The sequence below is a fragment of the Micromonospora costi genome (genome assembly GCF_003626655.1).
Lineage (GTDB): Bacteria > Actinomycetota > Actinomycetes > Mycobacteriales > Micromonosporaceae > Micromonospora > Micromonospora costi.
Window position 1 is genome coordinate 87,954 of sequence record NZ_RBAN01000009.1, and the last position, 17,228, is coordinate 105,181.

Annotated in this window: 7 protein-coding genes; all 7 read right to left on the reverse strand. The window is 75.4% G+C overall.

Translation table 11 applies throughout. The features are described from left to right. Positions 1-8: 8 nt before the first annotated feature. A complete protein-coding gene (locus tag D7193_RS31130) occupies positions 9-3,518 on the reverse strand; it encodes a non-ribosomal peptide synthetase (protein WP_120783242.1) in 3,510 nt (1,169 codons plus the stop codon). Beyond that, a complete protein-coding gene (locus D7193_RS31135) occupies positions 3,515-5,824 on the reverse strand; it encodes a lantibiotic dehydratase (protein ID WP_120783243.1) in 2,310 nt (769 codons plus the stop codon). The genes D7193_RS31130 and D7193_RS31135 overlap by 4 nt, the downstream gene beginning before the upstream one ends. Further along, positions 5,821-8,985, reverse strand: coding sequence for a thioesterase domain-containing protein (locus tag D7193_RS31140; protein ID WP_120783244.1), 3,165 nt, complete (start codon positions 8,983-8,985; stop codon positions 5,821-5,823). Before D7193_RS31140 ends, D7193_RS31135 begins: the two co-directional genes overlap by 4 nt. After that, entirely contained in the window at positions 8,982-12,536 is a 3,555-nt protein-coding gene (locus D7193_RS31145; RefSeq protein ID WP_120783245.1) for an AMP-binding protein, read from the reverse strand. The genes D7193_RS31140 and D7193_RS31145 overlap by 4 nt, the downstream gene beginning before the upstream one ends. 326 nt (positions 12,537-12,862) lie before the next feature. Continuing rightward, positions 12,863-13,261: a DUF2267 domain-containing protein gene (locus D7193_RS31150; protein ID WP_120783246.1), complete on the reverse strand. Its 399-nt coding sequence runs from the start codon at positions 13,259-13,261 to the stop codon at positions 12,863-12,865. A gap of 580 nt (positions 13,262-13,841) precedes the next feature. Then, positions 13,842-14,240, reverse strand: coding sequence for an NUDIX hydrolase (locus D7193_RS31155; protein WP_120783247.1), 399 nt, complete (start codon positions 14,238-14,240; stop codon positions 13,842-13,844). A 159-nt stretch (positions 14,241-14,399) separates the two neighbouring features. Further along, on the reverse strand, positions 14,400-17,228 hold a 2,829-nt coding region (locus tag D7193_RS31160; protein WP_277749934.1), incomplete at its 5' end, for a carboxyl transferase domain-containing protein.

Consider the following 17,228-nt stretch of genomic DNA (forward strand, 5'->3'; position numbering starts at 1 on the left):
GGTGTCCTTCAGTGCGCGGTGCCGCCGGGGCGGCGGGGTGGGTTACGGCGGGTACGGCTTCGGCGTGCGGCGGCCCGCAGTGCGGCGCGGGCGAGTTCCGGCCGGTCGGCGGCGCCGTCGAGGCTGGCGGCGAGCGCCCGGATCGTGGGGTGGCGGAACAGGTCGAGCATCGTGATCGAGCGGCCGGTGGCGGCGGTCAGCCGCGCGTGCACCTCGGCCAGGGCCAGCGAGTGGCCACCGATGTCGAAGAAGTTGTCGGTCACGCCGACGCGGTCGCGTTCCAGCACCTCCCGCCAGATGCCGGCGATCAGGTCCTCGGTGTCGGTGAGCCCGTCCGGGCCGGCCGGAAGCACGGCCCGCGGCTGCTCGGCCGCGGCGACTGTCATCGCGCCGAGCCCGGCCACCCGGACGGTGGGCCGGGGCAGCTCGACGGCCACGTCGCGGGCCGGCCTGCCGGGGTCGGCGGCGAGCGCGCCGACCAGGGCGGCCAGGTCGGCCAGCAGCGCGTCGATCCGCTCGGCGTCGAACAGGTCCGGGTTGTGCACGACCTCGACGCCCACGCAGCCGGCGCGTTCCACCACGTAGACGGTGATGTCGAACGGCGATCCGGGCTTGGGCACGGGGACGGGCTCACCGGCCAGGCCGGTCAGCGACAGCCGGGGCGGGACGAAGTTGAGCACGTTGAACAGCACCTGCACCAGCGGCGCGCGGGAGGTGTCGCGGCCGACGCCGAGCGCCTCGACGATCCGTTCCAGCGGCGCGCCAGGGTGGGTGGTCACCTCGTGCAGCTCGGCGGCGCAGCGGTCGACCAGGTCGGCGAACGTCGCCCCACCCGTGCGGACCCGGACCGGCACGGTGTCGATGAAGAAGCCGACCACGTCGTCGAACGCGGCCAGGCGGCGGTCGGCGACGATCGCGCCGAGCAGGTGGTCGTCGCCGCCGGTGAGCCGGGCGAGCAGCTCGCCGAAGGCGGCCAGCAGCACGGCCGCGACGGTGGTGCCGCGCCGTTCGGCCAGCTCGCGCACCGCGAGGTCGGTCGCCTCGGGCAACCGCACGGCGGCCTCGGCGCCCGTGTACGTCTGCACGGCCGGCCGGGGGCGGTCCCGCGGCAGGTCCAGCACGGTCGGCACGCCGGTCAGGTGCGCGGTCCACCAGGCCAGGTCCGCGTCGCCGCGGCGGCGGTCCCGCTCCGCCCGCCACACCGCGTAGTCGGCGTACGTGGCCGCGAGCGCGGGCAGCCGGGGCGTCCGCCCGGCCACCGCTCGGGCGTACGCGGTCGCGAGGTCGTCGTACAGGACCGCCTCGGACCAGCCGTCGAACACCGCGTGGTGCAGCGTGATCGCCAGGACGTGCTCGGCTTCGGCGAGGCGGTAGACGGTCACCTGCCACGGCGGGCCGGTGGCCAGGTCGAACGCGTGGCCCGCGCCGGCGGCGAGCATCGCGGCGAGTTCGCCCTCGGGGTCGGCGCCGCCGGTCAGGTCCACCACGGGCACGGCCACGTCGGTCGGCTCCTCGCGGACCGCGTACGGCACGCCGGCGGTCTGCGGGATCCGCCAGCGCAGCACGTCGTGCCGCTCGGCCACAGCGCGCAGTGCCGCGCCGAGCGCGGTGACGTCCAGGGGCCCGTGCAGCCGGTGCGCCACCGCGATGTTGTAGGGCGCGCTGGACGGCGCGAGTTGGTCGACGAACCAGAGGCGCCGCTGCGGCGGGGAGAGCGTGGGCGGGTTGCCGGTGGTGAGCCCGTCGCCGTCGGCGGGTGCGGCGGCGGCCACCCGCTCCACCAGTCCGGCGAAGGTGCGGGCGGTGAACACGTCCCGTGTGTCGACGTGCCGGCCGAGGTCCGCGCGGAGCGCCGCGACCAGCCGCATCGCGGCGATCGAGTTGCCACCGGCGGCCAGGAAGTCGGTGTCCGGCTCGGGCGCCGCGCCGAGCAGCCGTGCCCAGAGCCGCGCCACGGCGCGGTCCACGGGCTCGTCGGCGCCGGCCGGCGCGTCGGGCAGTGGGCGGTCGGCGGCGGCCAGCGCGCGCAGCGCCGGCCGGTCCAGCTTCCCGGTGGTGGCGCTGACCGGGAGGGCGGCGAGCCGCACCACCCGGGCCGGCAGCATCGCGGTGGTCAGCCGCGGCCCGGCGTACGCCCGCAGCCGCGCGTCGTCGGGCGCGTCGGCCGGGGCGAGGAACGCCACCAGTTCGGTGCCGGCCGGCCCGGGCACCGCCTCGACGGCGACCGCGTCCACGCCGGGCAGCCCGCCCAGCACGGCCTCCACCTCGCCCAACTCGATGCGCTGGCCGCGGATCTTGACCTGCCGGTCGACCCGGCCCAGGTAGACGATCCGCCCGTCGGCGTCGAGCCGGACCCGGTCGCCGGTGCGGTACAGCCGCTCGCCGGGCCGCCCCGACCACGGGTCAGGCACGAACCGTTCGGCGGTCAGGCCCGGCCGGTTGAGGTAGCCGTCGGCCAGGCCGGGGCCGCCGATCAGCAGCTCGCCGGTCATACCGGGGGCGACCGGGCTCAGGTCGGCGTCCACCACGTACGCGCGGTGGTTGGGCAACGGCACGCCGATCGGCACCGGGTCGCTCTCGGTGGCGGTCAACGGGCCGCTGACCGCGAGCACCGTGGTCTCGGTCGGCCCGTACCCGTTGAGGAACGTGCGGCCGGGCGCCCAGCGGGCGGCCAGCTCGGCCGGGACGGCTTCGCCGCCGCAGAGCACCACCCGCCAGCCGGGCAGCTGCGCCGGGTCCAGCATGGACAGCACCGTGGGCGTGATGAAACCCCAGTTCACCTCGTGCGCGGCGATGAACCGGGCGAGCCGCACCGGGTCGGCCCGGTCGTCCGCGTCGAGCAGCTGCACCGAGCCGCCGAGCAGCAGCGGGACGAACAGGTCCATGGTGGCCGCGTCGAATCCGAGCGACGCGATGCCGAGGCTGCGGACGCCGGCGTCCGTGCCGCTGAGCGCGACCACCCCGTGGACGAACTCGACCACGTTGCGGTGGGTGGTGAGCACGCCCTTCGGGCGCCCCGTGGAGCCGGAGGTGAACAGCACGTACGCCGGGTCGCCGGGGAGCGCCGGGCACGGCGCGAGCGGCGCCGGGCCGGGCAGGTCGAGCGCCTCGACGCCCGGCACGTCGCCGAACTCCGCCGTGGCGGCGTCACCCACCACCACGGTGACGCCCGCGTCCTCGGCGATCTCGCGGAGCCGCCGGCGGGGACCGCCCGGCTCCAGCGGCACGTAGCAGGCGCCCGCGAGGAGAACGCCGAGCACGGTGGCGACCAGCTCGGGGCGGCGGTGCCCGCAGACCCCGACCCGGGTCTGCCGGCCCACGCCGCGCCCCCGCAGCGCGGCCGCCACCCCGGCGGCCCGCGCCAGCAGGTCCCGGTAGGTGAGCCGGGCGTCCCACTGCCGCACGGCCACCGCGTCCGGTGTGCGGGTGGCCTGCGCGGCGATCAGCTCGGCCAGCGTCGCGTCCGGCCAGGGCAGCGGTTCCCCCTGCACCGCGCTGATGGACAGGATGTCGGTCACCCGTTCTCTCCCCGGTAGGTCATCGGATCGGTGATCTGAAGCCGCACCTCGCTCACGTGGCCACGGCCCTGCGCGTCGGTCACCCAGGAGTCGTGCGGCGCCGGCAGCAGCTCGCTGACCACCACCGACACGTCCGCGCCGCTCCTCGCGGCGGCGTCGGCCATCGAGCACAGCGACTGCGCGTACAGCGGGGCGGTCAGGTCGACGTAGCACGGCTTGACCTCGGTGCCGACCTTCACGAAGACCCGCTCCGGCAGCCCGAGCCGCTGCCGCCACCGGCGGACGGCCAGGAACCGCTCGGCGTCGCCGGCGACGCCCGCGAGCCCGCTCGCCCCGACCGTGGTCCGCCACGTGCGCCGGGCCACCACGAGCCGGTCGATGGTTATCCGGGGCGTGTGCGGGGCCGGCGCGACCAGCTTGAAGCTGTCCAGCAGCAGCGGGCCGAGCAGCTGCCCGAAGATCTCCACGAGCGGCCACCGGCTGCCGTCCGGCAGCACGGCGACCAGGTCGTCCCCGTCCGGTTCCACCCGCACCGCGGCCGACGGGACGAGCCGGTCGACGTCGGCGCCGCGGGCGGTGTCGAGGCCGATCTCGCGGTCGGCCGGGCCGGTCGTCGCGTAGGTGGTGCGGGTGGTGACCCGGGGAAAGCCCTCCGGGTAGACCACCCGCGCCCGGGACGGCCCCAGGTCGGCGTCGAACGCGGCGCGCAGCGCCACCGGGTCGGGGTGGAACGGCGTGAGGACCGCGCTGTCGAACGGCAGGTACGCCGGGTGCAACTCGCCGAGCACGAGCAGGAACTCGCCGCGGTTGACGGCGGCGACGTCCGGGGCGCTGATCTGCACGTCCGGGCTGTGGATGCGGGCCGACGGCCAACCCGGGCCCGCCGCCGCGAAGACGGTCGCGGCCCGCCCGGCGAGGTCGGCGCTGCGCAGCCGCAGCTCCGGTTGGTCGGGCGCCACCGCGTCGAGGCCGAACAGGTCCGCCCAGCGGGCGGTGAACCGTGCGCTGGTCGCGGCGAGCGGGCCGTCCGGGGCGAGCAGCAGCCCCTGCGCCAGCGGCCAGACGTCGGCCAGCCGGACCGGGCCGTCGCCGGCCAGCTCCGCGTACAGGTCGTCGAGGAGGCGGCGCATCGCCGCGCCGGTCTCGGCGGTGAGCCAGCGGGCGGCCTGGAGCACGATCGCCAGCGGCGGGGCGAGGGCGTCCAGCACCGCCGACCCGACGGTGACGTCGAGGTCCCGGGCGGTCTCCTCGTAGAGCACGGTGCGGCCCGCGTACATCTGACCGGCGTGCCGGGTCGCCGGCCGCCCGGTGACCGCGGTGAACTCGGCGTTCAGCGCGGCGAGCGCCGCGCCCAGCCGGTCCGCGTCGCCCGACGCGGCGGCCACCGCGTCCCGGGCCGCGCACAGCCGGTCGAAGTCCCCGGTCACCGCGGCGCGCAACGCCGGGTCGCCGATCGCGGCGAGCCGGTCCCGCAGCACCTGCTCGGCACGCGGGCTGATCGGCAGCGTGGCGTCCCAGGTGAGCAGGGCCCGTTCGACGAGCCGGTCGAGCAGCAGGAAGCCGTCGGCCTCGGAGCGCAGGCCGCTGTCGGCGTCGGCGCGGGCGCGCGCGACCACCGTCGCGGCCGGTGTCCGGCCGTCGCAGTACGCCAGCAGCCGCGCCTCGGCGGCGCTCACCTCCACCGGGGGGTGCGGCGGCCGGTGCAGCTGCCGTCCCGACACGCTGAGGTGCGGCGGCACCGCGGGCGCCCACCAGCGGCGTACGGCCGGGTCGTCGGCGAGCCGGTCGGCGTACGCGATCAGCGCCCACGCCTCGAAGTGGACCTCCCGACGGGCCACCAGGCCCGGCCCGGGGCGCAGCCGCGTGGCCGGGTCGTCCGGGTCGAGGCGGCCCCAGCAGACCGGGCCGAAGAAGCCGATGGTCTCCGCCTTGCCGCAGTAGCGCTGCCAGTACCGCAGGAGGGTCGACTCGCGCGTGCGCCGACGCCAGTTCCGCGCCGCCGGGTCGGTCCGCAGCAGCCCGTCCAGCGCGACCAGCATGTCCGGGTTCTGCCAGGTGACCGCCTCGCGCAGCAGCGGGTCGGCGGCGATGGCGTCGGCCCGCGCGGACGCGTCGAGCTGGGCCGACCGGAAGGCCTTGTCGAACACGTCCGGGGTGCCCTCGCCGTCGAGCAGCGCGTCGGCCGCCGCGGCGGCCTCCGGTGCGGCGAACGTCTCCAGCCCGGCGGCCGGGAAACCGGCGGTGCGCAGCACGACGTCGCGCCAGACCCACCAGCCCGTGTCGCCGAGCGGGATCCGGTGGCTCACCGCGCCACCTCCGCTTCTTCGGCGTCCACGATGTGCAACCGCAGTTCGCTGAAGTAGCGCCGGCCGTGCGCGTCGGGCACCCAGGCGTCGTCGGGGGTGGGCAGCATCTCGCTGACCACCAGGGAGGTGGCGTCGCCGCCGTCGGCGCGGGCGGCCCGCACCATGGCGCAGAACATGTTGGCGAACGCCGGGCTGCTCAGGTCGACGAAGCACGGTTTGGTCTCGGTGCCGAGCTTCGCGTAGACCCACTCCGGCAGGCCGAGCCGGCGGCGCCAGCGGCGGACGGCCAGGAACCGCTCCCGCTCCCCGGTCACCGTGCCCAGGCCGCACTCCCCGACCGTGGTACGCCACGTCTGCCGCGCCACCACCAGCCGGTCCAGGGTGATCCTGGGCGTGTACGGCGCGGCGGCCACCAGCTTGAACCCGTCGACGGCGTGCGCGGCGAGCAGGCCGGAGAAGACCTCGGTCAGCGGCCAGCGCTGGCCGTCCGGTGCCGTCGCGACCAGCCGGCCGGCGTCGTCGGTGACGGCGAGCGCGACCGTGGGCAGCACCCGCGCCGGGTCGGCGCCGGGCGCCGGCAGGAACGCCAGCTGCCGGTCCGTGGGGCCGATCAGCGCCTCCGCGACCCGGCTGGTGCGCCGGGGCCAGTCGGTGGGGAACAACAGCCGGATCCGCCGCTCCCCCAGGTCCTCGGCGAGGGCGGCGCGCAGCCGCTCCACGTCCGGGTGCGACGGGGTGAACACCTGGCAGTCGAAGGACGGCCAGGCGGTGTGCAGCTCCCCGAGCACCACGGTGTAGTCGCCGCGTGCGAGGGCCGCCGCGTCGGCCGCGCAGATCTGCAGGTCCGGGCTGTGCAGCCGGCCGTTGCTCCAACCCGGGTGGACGGTTGGGAACACCTCGGCGACCCGCGCCGCCAGGTCGGCCGCCCGCAGCCGCACGTCGGTGGTCCCGTCGGGCAGGGCGTCGAGCCCGAACAGGCCCGCCCACCGGCCGGCGAACTCCGCGGCGACCGCGTCCACGGGTCGCTCGCCGTCGCCCCAGAACATCCCCTGCACCAGGAACCACAGGTCGGACAGGGCCACCGGGCGGTCGCCGGCCTCGGCGCGCAACTCGTCGTACAACTCGCGGAACACCGCGCCGTACGCGTCCTCCAGCGCCGCGGCCAGCCAGCGGGCGGCCTGGAGCAGCACGCCGAGCGGCGCGGCGACGCCGTCCAGCAGCGACGCGCCGAACACCACGTCGAGGTCCCGGCTGGTGTCCTCGTAGCAAAGCGTGCGGCCCGCGTACATCTGGCCCTCGCGGCGGCGCGGCGGCTGGCCGGTCAGCGCCGTGAACGTCGCGTCGAGGCCGTCGAGCGCGGCGCGCAGCCGGTCCGGGTCACCGGCCGCGTCGGCGACGGCGTCGCGGGCCGCGCAGAGCCGGTCGAAGCCGGCCCGGGCGGCCTCCCGCGCGACCGGGTCGCCGACGGACGCGATGCGCTCCCGCAGCACGCCTTCGGCCTCCGGGCTGACCGGCAGGGCGGCGTCCCAGGTGATCAGCTCGCGCTCCACGAGCCGGTCCAGCAGCGCGTACCCGTCCTCCGGCCGGCGCAGCCCGACGGCCGGGTCGGTGACGAGGTCGCGGGCCGCGCGACGGCCGTCGGCGGCGGCCAGGAGCGCCGCCTCGACCGGGGAGAGCGCCACCGGCGGCCGGCCGGGTCGCAGCACCGCGCGGTCGACGAGGCGCAGGTGCGCGGCCAGCCTCGGCGGCCACCAGGAGCGCACCGCGAGGTCGCGGCCGACGTGATCGGCGTACGCCGTCAGCGCCCACGACTCGAACCACACCCAGCGGCGGCGGGTGAGCGCCGCGCCGGGGCGCACCTCGGCGGCGTCCGGCCGGGTCGGGTCGACGGTGGCCCAGCAGGCCGGGCCGAAGAAGCCGACCGTCTCGTTCTTGCCGCAGTACCGCTGCCAGTACTTGAGCAGGGCGCGTTCCCGGTCCCGCCGGCGCACGTTGCGGGGCGCGTCCGGGCCGCCGCGGCGCAGCCCGTCGAGGGCGAGCATCGCGTTGCGGTTCTGCCAGATGACCGCCTCGCGCAGCAGCGGGTCACCGGCCAGCTCGGTCAACCGGCGGCCGGCAGCCGTGACCGCCTCGGCGAACTCCTTGTCGAACTGCTCCTCGCCGGCGCCGGTGGAGAGCAGCTCGTCGGCGGCCGCCGCGGCGTGCGGGGCGGAGAGCATGGTGAGCCCGTCGGCGGGGAAGCCGGTGGTGCGCAGGATGGCGTCCCGCCAGACCGACCAACCGGTGTCGCCCAGCGGGACGCGGTGCCCGCCGGCCCGGCCGGCGGGTGCGGCGGTGCCGCTGCGGGCCGCGGTGCTGGTGCCGGCCGCGGTGCCGGTGCTCGTGCCGGCCGCGGTGCCGCTGCGGGCGGTGTCGGCGGCGGCGGCGTCGGCAACGGCGGCGTCGAGGTCGGTGCGGATCGTGGTGAGCAGGTCGTCGAGCGCGTCGTGCAGGAAGAAGTGCCCGCCGTCGATCTCGTGCAGGGTGAAGCCGGCCGCGCTGTGCTCCCGCCAGGCCGCGCTGTGCTCCCGGGTCACCGCACGGTCGTGGCGGCCGGTGAACACGACGATCGGCACCGGCAGCGGCTCGCCCGGGACGTAGCGGTAGCCGTCCACACGCCCGAAGTCGGCACGCAGCAGCGGCAGCAGCAGCTCCACCAGCTCGGGGTGGTCGAGCACCTCGGCGGGAAGGCCGCCGCCCACGCCGAGCCGGCGCAGCAGCTCGTCGTCGTCCACCCGGGACAGGCCGTCGAACAGGCTGGGAGCGGTGACGTGCGGGGCGCGGGCCCCGCCGACGTAGAGGCGCAGCGGCAGCGGCTGACCCTGCCGGCGCAGCTCGCGGACCACCTCGAACCCGAGCCGGCCGCCCATCGAGTGCCCGTAGAGGGCGTACGGGCCGGTGGCCCGACCCGCGATGGCGCGCGCCACGTCGGCCACCTCGAACCGCGGGTCCTCGGTGATCCGGTTCTCCCGCCCCGGCAGCTGTACCGGCAACACCTCGACGTCCGGGCCGAGGCCGTCCTGCCAGCGGCGAAACGCGCTGGCGCCGGCGCCGGCGTACGGCAGGCAGAAGAGCTGGACCGGCGCCGCGTCACGGCCTCCGGGCGAGACGAACCAGTTCACCGTGCGCCTTTCTGAGGAGGGTCGATCCAGTAGCGCTGCCGCTGGAACGGGTAGGTCGGCAGGCCGGTGCGCCGCACACCGCCCTCGGGGTGCAGCGCCGTCCAGTCCACGTCCCGGCCGGCCACCCACGCCGCGGCCAGCTCGCGCAGCTCTGCGGGCTCCCCGGCCCCGGCCACCCGGGCGCCGGTCTCCAGCAGGTCGTCGAGGGCGGCCACGGCACCGGCCAGGTCGGTGGCGACCACGGCCGCGCGGTGGTCGAGGGCGCGCCGGCCCAGGGCCAGCGTGGCCGCCACCTCGGGCAGCGCGGGCGCGGCGCCGGCCAGGTGCCGCCGCAGCCGGGACAGCGCGTCGCGCAGCGCGGCTGGCGTACGCGCCGACACCGGCAGCAGGTGCGCGGCGGCCGGCGGCCCGTCTACCGGGTCCACCGGCGGCGGCTGTTCGACCACCACGTGCGCGTTGGTGCCGCCGAGCCCGAACGAGCTGACCCCGGCGACCCGGCGCGGCGCCTCGGGCCAGTCCCGCACCTTCGTGGGGACGTAGAACGGGCCGCTGGCCAGGTCGATCTCCGGGTGTGGGCGGGTGTAGTGCAGGTTCGGCGGGATCACGCCGTGCTGCACGGCGAGCACCGCCTTGATGAGCCCGGCGATGCCCGCGCCGGCGTCCAGGTGCCCGATGTTGGTCTTGACCGAGCCGAGCGCGCAGGTCTCGGCCGGGCCGCCCGCGTACACCTCGTGCAGCGCGGCCACCTCGATGGCGTCACCGAGTGGGGTGCCGCTGCCGTGCGCCTCGATGAACCGCACCTCGCCCGGCGCCACCTCCGCGGCCGCGAGCGCGTTCGCCACGGCGGCGGCCTGCCCGGCGGGGCCGGGCACCGCGAAGCCGGCGCGGTCCGGGCCGTCGTTGGTGACCGCCCAGCCGGGCAGGATCGCGTAGATCCGGTCACCGTCGGCCTGGGCGTCGGCGAGCCGGCGCAGCGCGACCACCCCGGCGCCGGAGCCGAAGCCGGAGCCGCTGGCCGCCTCGTCGAAGGCACGGCACCGCCCGTCGGGCGAGGCGAGACCGCCGGGGGTGTGCCGGTAGCGGGGCCAGGTGACGTTGACGCCTCCGGCGAGGGCGATGTCGCACTGGTAGTCGGCGAGGCTCTGCGCCGCGAGGCAGACCGCGACCAGGGAGCTGGAGCAGGCGCTCTGCACGGCGACCGCCGGCCCGGTCAGCCCCAGCCGATACGCCACCTGCCCGGGCAGGTGGTCGGTGAACTGCCGGCCGATCAGCCGGGCCTCCCAGTCGTCCGGGTCGACGTCACCGACGACGGCCGGGTTGTCCATGAGGTGGAACAGGAAGTAGCGGTTGGCGGAGGTCGCCGAGAACACGCCGACCAGCCCGGGGAAGCGGGTGGGGTCGTGGCCGGCGTCCTCGAGGGCCTCCCAGGCGGTCTCGAGGAACAGGCGGTGCTGCGGGTCGGTACGCGCGGCCTCCTGCTCGCCGAACGCGAAGAACTCCGCGTCGAAGTCGGCGACCCCGTCGAGCCGGCCGGCGGCCCGTACGTGCCGGGGGTCGGACCGCAGCGCCGGCCCGATGCCGAGCGCCGCCAGCTCGGCGTCGGTGTGATCGTGAATCGCGTCGACGCCCGCGCAGAGGTTCCACCAGAAGGTCGCCACGTCGGGGGCACCGGGGAAACGGCCGGCGAGGCCCACCACCGCGATCTCGTCGCCGGTGTACTCGCGGGCGGCGGCCGACGGCGCGGGCGGGGCGGCCAGCGCGGGGACCGGCGCCCGGTCCGCCACCGGTGGATCGTCGAGCAGCCGCGCCAGCGCCGCGATCGTGGGGTGCTCGAAGAGGCGCAGCATCGGCAGCCGTATGCCGAACCGCTCGGCGATGCGCTGCTGCACCTGGCCGAGCAGAAGCGACTGGCCGCCGACGTCGAAGAAGCTGTCGGTGCGGCCGACGGCCGGGCGGCCGAGCACCCCGCACCAGATGTCGTGCACGGCCCGCTCGGTCGGCGTCGCCGGGCCCGCGCCTTCCGGCACCACCGGGGCCGGGTCGGGCAGCGCCCGCTCGTCGATCTTTCCGGTGACGGTGAGCGGGAACTCGTCGACCGCGACGACGGCGCGCGGCAGCGCGTAGTCGGGCAGGTGGCGGGCCAGCGCGGCGCGCAGGGCGGCCGGGGCCAGCGGGCCGGCGGCCGGGCGTACGTACGCCAGAAGCTCGCCGTCGCGGGCGATGGCCCGCGCCCCGGCGACACCCGGATCGGCGACGAGGAGGGCCTCGATCTCGGTCAGCTCGACCCGGAAGCCGCGCACCTTGACCTGCCGGTCGAGCCGGCCCAGGCAGACCAGCTCACCGGTGGGCAGCCGCTCGCCGAGATCACCCGTGCGGTACGCGGGCACGCCGTCGGCGTCGGTGAAGAACCGGTCGCTGTCCCGGTCGAGGTAGCCGGGCGCGAGGTGGGGGCCGCGCACCACGATCTCGCCGTTGTCTGCGAGGCGCAGCTGGTAGCCGGGGAGCGCGGTGCCGATCGGCAGCGGGCCGGCGGCGCCCGGGTCGGCCTCGGCGAGCGGCAGCGCGTACCGGGCCGCGAACGTCATCTCCGTGGCGCCGTACCCGTTGACCAGCAGACAGCCGGGGGCGAAACGGCCCCGGCCGCGCGCCGCGTCGGCGTGGGTGGCCTGCTCGCCACCGAGCAGCACCACACGGACCCGGTCGAGCCGCTCGACGCCGGGGGTGTCGAGCAGGAAACGGTAGACGGTCGGGGTCGAGTGGTAGACGGTCACGCCGTGCCGGGCGAGCTGCTCGACGGCGTGGGCGAGGCCGTGCCGTCTCAGATCGACGGGGACGACGGCGGCGCCGGTGAGCAGCGCCGGGTAGAGGTCGGGGATGGCCGCGTCGAAGCTGAACGAGGCGAGCAGGCTGAGCCGGTCGGCGGGGCCGAGGTCGAGCGTGTGGATCTGGTTGCGCACCACGTGCAGCAGGTTGCGGTGGGTCTGCCCGACCGCCTTGGGCACGCCGGTCGAGCCCGAGGTGAACAGCACGTACGCGAGCGCGTCCGGGTCGACGGGAACCGGCCGCAGCGGCGCGGGCCGCGGGTCGTCCACGACGACGACGCGCGGGGCGGACACGTCGGCGCCGAGCGCGGCGGAGGCGTCGGCGCCGTGCGGGGCGGAGGCGTCGGCGCCGTGCGGGGCGGAGGCGTCGGCGCCGAGCGCGCGGGCGAGGTCCTCGTGCTCGGCCCCACAGAGGACGGTGGTCACCTCCGCGGTCGCGAGCATGTGCCGCAGCCGCGCCGGCGGGAAGTTCGGGTCCAGCGGCACGTACGCGCACCCGGCGGCCAGCGTGCCGAGGATGGCGGCGATGGTCCGGGGGCCGTGCGCGGTCAGCAGCGCGACCCGGTCACCCGCGCGCGCCCCGGCCCCGAGCAGCGCATCCGCGTACCCACCGGCCAGACCGGCCAGCTCGGCGTAGCTGAGCTGCTGGGTCTCACCGAGGACGGCGGCGTGGTCGGGGCAGGCGGCAGCGACATCGCCGAAGCGATGGATCAGCGTCTCGTTCGCCATGTCAGAACGCGCGCACTCCACAAAGGACTTTCGCGCAGAGTTCGACAACCGTGATCATGATCCCCCCCAGGACTTCACAATGGAAGCAGCATAGGGCTCGATGCCTGGGCCGAAAGATCATCGATGAGAGTCCGGCCGAAGGGCCGATCGGCGCCTCGGTCGACGGGCCGCGTAAACGGTCCGATCATCCGGCTACCGATTAGAGGAATTACCGCATACGCCGGTACTGGCAAGTAATCTTACGGTTGTTAAGACGCCTGACCGGCAAATTTCCCACAAGGTGGGCGCATGTCGGACCTTGGACAGGATGGGTCGGGCTGGCCCGCTCAGCCATCGTACGGTGAGGGCGGCACCGGTTCGATGCCGCCGCCGCCGCGCGGCAAACGGGCCACCATCTCCCGGAACTCGGCGACGGTGACGGCCTCTCGCAGGGTCGCGAACACCGCGCCCGTGCCCACCCGGGCGGTCGCCTCGTCGACCCCGGCCCGCTCCCCCACCCGGCGCAGGAACTCCGCCGGCCCGACCGCCGACCCGCCGGGCGTGGCCGCCGGTCCGCCCAGGTAGTCGTCCACCTCGTCGGGCAACCGCCCGGCCAGGTCGTCCGCCGGATCGCCGGTGACGCGCTCGGCCATCGTCTGCAGCACGGCACGGGCAACGGTGGCGGCCTGCTCGGGCGCGAGCCCGGACCGGCGGGACACCGCGTCGATGAAGCGGGGAAACCGCACGCCGCCCCTCCTTCGTCACCGGCACCGCGCTTACCCGGCGGCCCGGACGACAAACGATGAACCCGGACCGCCGGTTCCAGGCGGCCGATGATCGACACGAGTTACGTGCATCTCGCGGTGTTCGGGCCAGGTGAACCGCGACTTCACGGATGTCGAGTCGATCACCGGCACACAGACCGGAAATAGCGCGTGATCGACTCCCTTTCGCCGATATGACGGGGTCCCAGCGAAAGGGACTCCGCCATATCGCCGACCCGGCGAGGGCCCCCCACATCGCCGATCCGGCGAGGAACCCGGTGGACGGAAGGGGACCATCCCGGCGCCTGCGGGAATTCAGCCCTCCCGGCCGACTCGCGGCCGGTGATCGACACGAGTTACGTGCATCTCGCGGCATCCGGGCCAGGTGAACACCGCGACTTCAAGGACGTCGAGTCGATCACCGACACACAGACCGGAAATAGCACGTGATCGACTCCCTTTCGCCGATATGGCGGGGTCCCAGCGAGAGGGAGCCCGCCATTTCGCCGATCTGGTGTGGATCACCCTGCGGCGGGTCAGGCAACGCCGGGGTGACCGGCGCTCAGTGCAGCAGCTCCGCGGCGTGCAGGTGGTCGAAGATGATCTGGTCGACCGGCGAGACCCGGGGACGATCGGCGTACGCCAGCCACGCCGCCTCGGCGATCTCCGCGGCCGGCCGCAGGGTGCCCTGGTAGTCCGCCCGGTAGCAGGTCATCCGCACCGTCGTGCCGACCGGTTGGCCGTGCGCCGGCGCGGTGAACGTGCCGACGTGCACGGCGCCCTCCGCGTCCACCTCGACGCTCAGTTCCTCGGCGACCTCGCGGCGGAGGGTGTCCTGGTCGCTCTCGCCCGGCTCGCGCTTGCCGCCGGGCAGGTACCAGACGTCCCGGCCCCGGGACCGGGTGCTCAGGATCCGCCCGTCCACGAGCAGGATCCAGGCCACCTTGTCGATCTCACGCACTGACATCTCCCCCTTAGGGTGTCGAAGTCCTCGGTCAAGCCGAGACACGGACCGCCACAACCGACACCCTCGGCCTCGGCACGCGCGCCGGCCGTCGTGGTCGCCGGTCGTACCGGGCCGCCGCGGCGAGCCGGTACGACCGGCGGACCGGCCCTTCCGTCAGGCGACGGCGAGACCCCGCTCGATGGCCGCGATGATCTGCGGGCGCAGCTCCTCGGGCCGGATGATGGCGTCCACGGAGCCGACCTCGACGGCCCGCTGGATGCTGTGCACCGCGTCGAACTCGGCGGCCACCTCACCCAGCTTCTCCGCCCGGACCGCGGCCCGCACGTCCATGAGCTGCGGGACCAGCGCCGCCCGCTCCGCGTCGGTCGCCGCCGCGACCCGGGCCTCCAGGTCGGCCACGCGCGGGTCCTTCGCCGTACGGGCGTTGACGTCACCGGCGAACACCACGGCCGCCGCGGGCGCCCCGCCGATGACCGAGGCGAACGAGCCCTCGACGGCGAGCACCGTCATGTTCGGGTTGAGCGCCTTCGAGAACACCACGAACGCGCCGCCGTGGTACCGCGAGATCACGCAGAACACGATGGGGCCGCGGAAGTTCACGATGGCACGACCGATCTCCGCGCCGTATTCCAGCTGCAGTTGCCGCATCGACTCCGGCGAGCCGTCGAACCCGGACAGGTTCGCGAGCACCACGAGCGGCCGGTTGCCGCTGGCCGCGTTGATCGCGCGCGCGGCCTTCTTCGACGAGCGCGGGAACAGCGTGCCCGCCGTGTAGGTGTCCGGTCCGTCGGTGGGCGGGAAACCGCGCCGCGGCACCGACCGGGACTCGATGCCGAGCAGGCACACCGGGATCCCGCCGAGGTGTACGTCCTGCACCACCGCGGTCTCCGCGTCGGCCATGCCCGCCCACCGTTCCAGGACCGCGTGGTCCTGGTCGGCTAGGGCCCGCATGAGCGTACGGATGTCGAAGGCCTTCTTCCGGTCGGGGTTGCGCTCACGGGAGAAGATCTCGCCGACGGTGGCGAAGTCGCTGTCCGGCACGGCGTGCGGGTAGTCGGAGATGTCCCGGTCGACCGGGTCCGACGTGACCGCCCGGCGCGGCCGGGACTCGCCGGGCGCGATGTACGCGTGGTCGTAGTGCGCCATCAGCACGTTGCGGGCGCCCCGCAGGTCCGGTGCCCAGTACTGGGCCTGGCCGTTCGGGCCCATCACCCGGTCGTAGCCGCCGATGCCGAAGTTGTCCTCGGCCGACACGCCGCCGGAGAAGTCCAGCGACTGCTTGCCGGTCAGCACCATGGCCGAGTCCGGGGTCATCACGAGGATGCCCTTGGTGTGCATGAGCATCGTGGCTTCCGCGTTCCAGTACGGCTGGGCGCCCACGGTGATGCCGGCGACCACGATGTTGATCTCGCCGCCGTTCTGGGTGAACTCCACGATCCGCTTGAGCGCGGCCGCCACCCAGTCCATGTTCTCGGTGCCCGAGTTCATCGCGATCCGTGCGCCCGCCGACAGCGCGAACCAGTCGACCGGTACGCGCATCCGCTCGGCCAGGTCGAGCGCCGCGATCACCCGGGCGCACTCGGGCTCGGACAGCGCGCCGAGCGCCCGGGTCGGGTCGCCGAGGAGCGCCACCCGCGTGACGCCCTCCGGGTACCGCTCGGTCGGCGTGCTCACCACACCGGCCACGATGCCGGCCCGGTTGCGGCCCTTCGGCCGCTCGACCGGGACCAGCGCACCGGCGTCGTCGAGGTCGTACTCGGTGAACGTGCCGCCGGGGCCGGCCAGCATGTCGGTCAGCTCGTACGGGTACGTGGTGCCGCGCCGCCGCGCCGAGAGCACCTTCTGCCGGTAGTCGTCGACCGGCGGGATCGGCTCGGTCGTCGGCTCGGTGACCGACACCCGCATGCCGGCGTCGTAGGAGATCTTCACGGCGATGTCGGTCAGCTCGCCGGTGGCCGCGTCGCGCTGGCGGCCGAGGAAGAGGACCTCCTCCAGACCCGCGCCCGCCGTCCTGGGCAGGACGCGCTGGGCCACGGCCTTCAGCTCCTCGATCGTCAGCTCGCTGGGCGGCCAGACGTAGATGGTGATCCGGTTGGTGTCGAAGCGCTTCTTCGCGGGCCGCCGCGCCTGCACCGTACGGATCGCGTCGAGGCAGGCGTCCAGCGCGCCCTCGGCCGCGGGCAGGGCCAGGATCCGGCCGTCGACGTCGCGCAGCGGGGTCAGGTCGCGGACCTGGGCCATCGCCGCGAGCCGCTCGTCGGCCGGGTTGTCCGGCGCCACGCAGTGGAAGACGTAGACCTCCTCGTCGGCGGACGGCAGCCGGGTCAGGTCGAAGGTGCGCAGCCGCGGCAGTTGCAGGCGCTGGGCGATCAGCGGGTGCAGCCCGCGGATGACCCGGTCCTCGCCCACCCCGGGACGGAACGTGAAGTGGTGGTGCATCACGGTGCCGGTGTGCCCGGCCACCGAGACGGTCACCCGCTGGAGCACGTCCAGCAGCCCGGCGCGGTCGAGAATCTCCCGGAGGATCGCGGCCATGGCGTCCGCGTCGGGCTGGTCGGCCCACGTCAGGTACACGTCCGCCACCGAGTCCGCCGTGGACAGTCCGGCGACCTTCTCCAGGACCGCGGGCAGCCCGGCGAGGTCGGTGGCCGCCGCGACCAGCCGGAAGCGCTCGCCGTCGCGGTCGTACTCGGCGGTGAAATACGAGTCGCCGTCCACCTCGACGCAGCGCGCGTCGCTCGCGCCCCGGTTGCCGTAGTAGCGGCGGCTCAGGACTTCGAGCATCGGGCCGTGGTCGACGCCCGGCTTGCCGATCCGCTGGCCGAGCAGCCGGACCAGCGGCTCGGGCGAGGCGACCATCTTCGCGATCCGCTCGGCGCGGTCGGGCGCCGCCGGGTTCCGGTCGAGGTACCGGAGGTGGCCACGCACGCCCGCGTACACCTCGGCGCGCTTGCGGCGCAGCATCGGCTGGGCGGCCCAGCG